This window comes from Mycolicibacter senuensis (genome assembly GCF_003284925.1).
Lineage (GTDB): Bacteria > Actinomycetota > Actinomycetes > Mycobacteriales > Mycobacteriaceae > Mycobacterium > Mycobacterium algericum_A.
The window spans coordinates 1-5,452 of the sequence record NZ_QMEX01000194.1; the positions used below are offsets into that span (position 1 = coordinate 1).

General features: G+C 69.1%; 4 protein-coding genes. 2 read left to right on the forward strand and 2 right to left on the reverse strand.

Annotation, left to right across the window (positions count from 1 at the left end; all coding sequences use genetic code 11):
- Positions 1-591, forward strand: a 591-nt coding sequence (locus DQP56_RS22295) for a PadR family transcriptional regulator (RefSeq protein ID WP_133259008.1), incomplete at its 5' end; no start/stop codon positions are given.
- Positions 592-664: 73 nt separating this feature from the next.
- On the opposite strand, the gene DQP56_RS22300 is transcribed toward DQP56_RS22295, so the two are convergent.
- Both DQP56_RS22300 and glpK read right to left on the reverse strand, forming a co-directional pair.
- Positions 665-1,390: an HNH endonuclease family protein gene (locus DQP56_RS22300; protein ID WP_165825112.1), complete on the reverse strand. Its 726-nt coding sequence runs from the start codon at positions 1,388-1,390 to the stop codon at positions 665-667.
- A gap of 2 nt (positions 1,391-1,392) precedes the next feature.
- Entirely contained in the window at positions 1,393-2,952 is a 1,560-nt protein-coding gene (gene glpK, locus DQP56_RS22305) for a glycerol kinase GlpK (RefSeq protein WP_205868957.1), read from the reverse strand.
- Between the two features lie 247 nt (positions 2,953-3,199).
- On the opposite strand from glpK, the gene DQP56_RS22310 reads away from it, so the two are divergent.
- Positions 3,200-5,452: DUF7159 family protein (locus DQP56_RS22310; protein WP_112689144.1), on the forward strand; the 2,253-nt coding region annotated here is incomplete at its 3' end.

Genomic DNA, 5,452 nt, shown 5'->3' on the forward strand with positions numbered 1-5,452 from the left:
GGCCCTGGCTTCGGCGCGGGGTTCGGCCCCGAGTTCCGCGGTTTCGGCCCGGGCTTCGGTCCCGGATTCGGTCCCGGATTCGGCCCCGGGGTTCCCGGTTTCGGTTTCGGCTTCGGTCCGCCCAGGGGCCGCGGGCATCGGCGTGGCCACCGCGGCCGGCGTGGTGACGTGCGGCTCGCCATCCTGGCACTGCTGGCCGAGGGCCCGATGCACGGCTACGAGATCATCCAGCAGATCGCCGAACGCAGCCAGCAACTCTGGCGCCCCAGCCCGGGGTCGGTGTATCCGACGTTGCAGATGCTGGTTGACGAGGGCCTGATCAGCGGAAGCGAAACCGACGGCAAGAAGCGGCTTTTCGAGTTGACCGAGGACGGTCGCGCGGTCGCCGAGGAGATCGAGACCCCACCGTGGGAGGAGATCGCCGACGGCGCCGACCCGGCGCAGCTTCGGCTGCGCACCGCGGTCGGCCAGCTGTTCGGCGCGGTCGCGCAGGCCAGCCAGGCCGCCACCCCCGAACAGCAGCAGCGCATCGTCGACATCGTCAATAGCGCCCGCAAGGAGATCTACGGCATCCTCGGCGAAGCCGACTGAACCTGACTTCCTCAGCCGGCTCGTCCCTCGCCCGCATCGTCGCCGAACGGGCCTGACCGTCCGAGCGTCCGGCTCAACAGCGACGCAGGACCCGGTGCATCGCGGACTTCTCGTTGGCTGAGACCCAGAGTCGGTAGTCGGTTTTGACGGCGACCTGACGGGCCACGAATTCACATTCGAACGCGGCGTTCGCCGGCAGCCAGCCGGCGGCGTCGCGGAACGCTTTGTCGAAGTTGGCCTGTGCGCTCACCGCCAGCAGATTGCGCGGGTCGTTGGCGAAGTCGCGGCGCCGCGCGTCGTCCCAAGCTCGCGCACCTTTGTACCAGGCGTCCGCCAGCGAAACCAGGTGGTCGACCTGCACGGCCTCGGATGTCGCAGGGCCCCGGGTGAATTCGATGGTCTGCCCGGAGTACGGGTCGTGCAGGATGCCGCGCTGGACCAGGCAGGTGCCGCGACGCAGTTCCACCCGGATCAGGTCGCGGCGCAGGATGTCGTCACGAGTGTTGCAGCCGTTGTGGCCGAATTCGACATCGACGTCGTCGCTCCAACGCTCACCGAACCGGTAGCGCTTGAAGTCCTGCGCCCGATCCCAGCCCTTGACCGGCAACCCGTCGAGCATCCGGCGGGCGGCGTCATAACCGGGGTTCAACGGCGCGGCGCTCGGGGTGGGTGGCGTCCAGGTCGGCGACGGCCCGGAAGAACGCGACGAGTCGCTGTTCTGCCACCATGCCCACCCGACGACGGCTGCCGCCACCAGCACGACCACCGCACCGGGAAGCACCCGCTTGCGTGCGGCCATTGTCAGGGAAGTTCGACCCAGTCCAGCGTGCGCTGCACGGCCTTTCGCCACCCGGCATAACCTTCGGCGCGCTGGTCCTGCGACCAGGTGGGGGTCCAGCGCTTGTGCTCCTGCCAGTTGGCACGCAGGTCGTCGGGGCTCTTCCAGAACCCGACACCCAGCCCGGCCGCGTACGCCGCTCCCAGCGCAGTGGTCTCGGCGACCACCGGTTTGACCACGTCGACGCCGAGCACGTCGGCTTGGATCTGCATGCACAGGTCGTTGGCGGTGATGCCGCCGTCCACTTTCAAAACCCCCAGGTGCACACCGGAATCGGCTTCCATCGCCTCGGCCACGTCCCGGCTCTGATAACAGATCGCCTCCAGCGTCGCCCGGGCCAGGTGCGCATTGGTGTTGAAACGGGACAACCCGACGATCGCGCCGCGGGCATCCGAACGCCAGTACGGCGCGAACAGCCCGGAGAACGCCGGCACGAAGTACATGCCGCCGTTGTCGGTGACCTGGCGGGCCAGCGACTCCACCTGGGTGGCGCCGCTGATGATGCCCAGTTGGTCGCGCAACCATTGCACCGCCGAGCCGGTGACCGCGATCGAACCTTCCAGGGCGTAGACCGGTTTGGCATCGCCGAACTGGTAGCAGACCGTGGTCAGCAGCCCGTTGTCCGAGCGGACGATCTGCTCACCGGTGTTGAGCAGCAGGAAGTTTCCGGTGCCGTAGGTGTTCTTGGCCTCCCCCGCCGACAGGCAGACCTGCCCGACCATCGCACTCTGCTGGTCGCCCAGGATGCCGGCGATCGGCACCTCGCCGCGCACCGGCCCGGTACTGACGGTGACGGCATGTCGCCGCCGCGACGACGACGGCGTGATACGCGGCAGCATCTCGCGCGGGATCGAGAACAGCGCCAGCAGTTCGTCGTCCCAGTCCAGGGTCTCCAGGTTCATCAGCATGGTGCGGCTCGCGTTGGTGACGTCGGTCAGGTGCACCCCGCCGCGCGGGCCGCCGGTCAGGTTCCACAGCACCCAGGAGTCACAGGTTCCGAACAAGGCGTCGCCGCGTTCGGCGTCGGCGCGCACCCCGTCGACGTTGTCGAGAATCCACTGCAGCTTGCCGCCGGAGAAATACGTGGCGGGCGGCAGCCCCGCCTTGCGCCGGATCAGCTCGCCGTGGCCGTCCCGCTCCAGCGCGGCGGCGATGTAGTCGGTCCGGGTGTCCTGCCAGACGATCGCGTTGTGGTACGGCTGACCGGTGTTCTTGTTCCACACCACCGTCGTCTCGCGCTGGTTGGCGATACCCATCGCCGCCAGGTCGGAGGCTTGCAGCTTGGTGGTGTTGAGTGCGGACACCAACACCGCCGCGGTGTGGTTCCACAGCTCGAACGGGTCATGCTCGACCCAGCCGGCGCGCGGCAGGATCTGTTCGTGTTCGAGCTGGTGACGGCCGACCTCGGCGCCGTCATGGTCGAAGATGATGCAGCGGGTGCTGGTGGTGCCCTGGTCGATCGACGCGACGAAATCGGCCAAGTCTGACTCCTGTCCACGTGCCCTGCCGGTCCGTGCGTCCATCATGACCCACCTGGCGCGGATCGGGTGGCGCTACCCGGCCCGCGGCACGGCGACGACTCTCGTCCACAAAATTAGACACTCTTCACGAAGCCACAGTCAGCGTTCATTCGCACGATCGCATATTTCGATGTGTCACCGGTAGATGTCGTATTGGTGAACAAACGGTGTCGGCCGGTATCCGCGAACCCGTCTGACGCCCTCGTCGCCACGGCCGGCGCGTGCAGGTCAAAACTGAATCGGAGGAGCAATGGACGTTGTTCTCGGTGTGGCGCTTGCCTCGAGCCCGCCTGCCACCATCCACACCGTGCTGGTGGGTGGTGACAACGGGGACGGCGTCATCCTGGAGACGCACAGCTTCGATCTGCCGACCGACCACACCACCGGATTCGCCGCGGTCGACGCGCTGATCGCCGCGATTCTGCGGGCACGCAACGCCGCCGACACTGCGGGGCATCGCCTGGTTTCGACCGGGGTGACCGTGACCGATCCGCTCGATGCCGCTGAATTGAGTTCGCGCCTGGCGGCCGGTGACCTCGATGAGCTGAAAGACATCGCGCTGATCTCGCCCGACCTGGCCGCCGCCAGCTTGGCCCGCAACCTGGGCCAGACCGTCGGCTGTGACCGGATGGGCCTGCTGTCGGTGGGGGCGTCCGACGCGACACTGGCCGTGGTCGATTGCATCGACGGCTCCATCACCCGGCTCTTCCGGCAGTTCCTGGCCGACGGTGACGCCACCGCCGCCGTCGAGTCCGTCGCCGAGCGGCTCAACACCCCGGAGACCCGCCCCGACGGGCTTTTCCTGGTGTGCAGCGAGGCCGCCGCGACCGCGATCAGGCCGCGACTCGAGGCGACGGTCGGGCGGGAGGTGTGTGAGCCCGCCGAACCGCAGACGGCACTCGCCCGCGGCGCCGCGCTGGCCTCGACCCAGGTGACCAGGGCTGTCGAGTACTCCACCGCGGCGCTGGCCTATACCCAGGAAGCCGACTCCGGTGCGATGGCGGCCGGCTACTACGACATCCCCGGTCTGAACGTCCCCGGCCTGGGAACCGACGACCTGGCCTACAGTGCGGTCCCCGACGAGGAGGACGAGACCGCCACCGAACTCATTCACCCCGTCGGCGTGTCGAGCCGACGTCCGCTACTGGTCGCCGGGACGGTACTGGCCTCCGCCACGTTCGCCGCGGCCTCGGCGTTGATGGTGTCGATGGCGCTGGATATCACCCCCAACCTGGTCGCATTGCGGCCGGAGATCGGTCGGGCGCTGAGCTTTCCACTCACCCCGCCGAAGATGCAGGAACCGGCCTTGCAGCCCTATGTCGAGCCGCCGGTGGCAATGAGTCAGCCGGACGCGCTGCCGCTGCCCCCGCTGGAAATGCCACCGGCCGCCCCGGTTTCGGTTCCGATGCCGCCGTCCCCCGCGGCACCTCCGGTGTTCGGTCCGGCGTTGCAGCCGCCGCCGGCTGCGGTGCCCCTCGCAAGCCCGTTCACCTTCACCCCGGCGCCGCTGCCGCTGCCCATGCCGGTGCCGGTGCACCACTCGACGCCGTCGATTCGGCCGGTCGCAGCGGCGCTGCCCGACCTGTCCTTCCTGCTCGGGTTGCCTGCGAAGCTGCCCACCGCGCCCACACCGCCCAGCGTGGTCCCTGCTCCGCCGCTGGAGATGCCGGCCCCGCCGGTGGTCAAGCCCGATCCCCCGGATGTCAAACCGGTGCCACCGGTCGTCGTCAAACCGTTGCCGCCGGTCGTCAAACCCAATCCCCCGGTGGAGATTCCGATCCCGCCCGTGGTCAAGCCCGATCCCCCGGTGATCAAACCGATCCCGCCGGTGATCAAGCCCAACCCACCGGTGCAGCTGCCTGACCCGCCGGTGGTCAAGCCCGATCCCCCGGTGATCAAGCCGAACCCACCGGTGATCAAACCGATTCCGCCGGTGATCAAGCCGAATCCACCGGTGCAGCTGCCCGACCCGCCGGTCCAGCTCCCTGACCCGCCGGTCCAGCTCCCTGACCCCCCGGTGCAGCTCCCGACCCCACCGGTGATCAAACCGAATCCACCGGTACAGCTCCCCGACGCGCCGATCAAGCTGCCCGACCCACCGGCCGCCAACCCCAACCCGCCGTTCCAGTGGCCCGGTCTGCCGATCTCGCCACCGAAATCGGCGCCGCCGGCCGGCCTGCCCCAATCGCCGGTGATCCCGTCGCTGCCGGCACCCAAGGCGCCGACCATGCCGGCATCACCCGGTATCCCGGCATTCAACCCGCCGAGCCTGCCGGGCCTGCCGGCGCCCAATTCGCCTGCACTGCCGTCGCTTCCGGCGCCCAAGGCACCGGCGATCCCGTCGCTTCCGGCGCCGGGCGCACCGTCCCTGCCCAAGCTCGGGGGAGGCGCCGGCGGTGGGATCTTCGGCGGCAAGCCCGGTGGCGGCATCTTCGGCGGCAACCCGGGCGGCGGCATCTTCGGCGGTAAACCCGGTGGCGGGATCTTCGGCGGCGGTAAACCC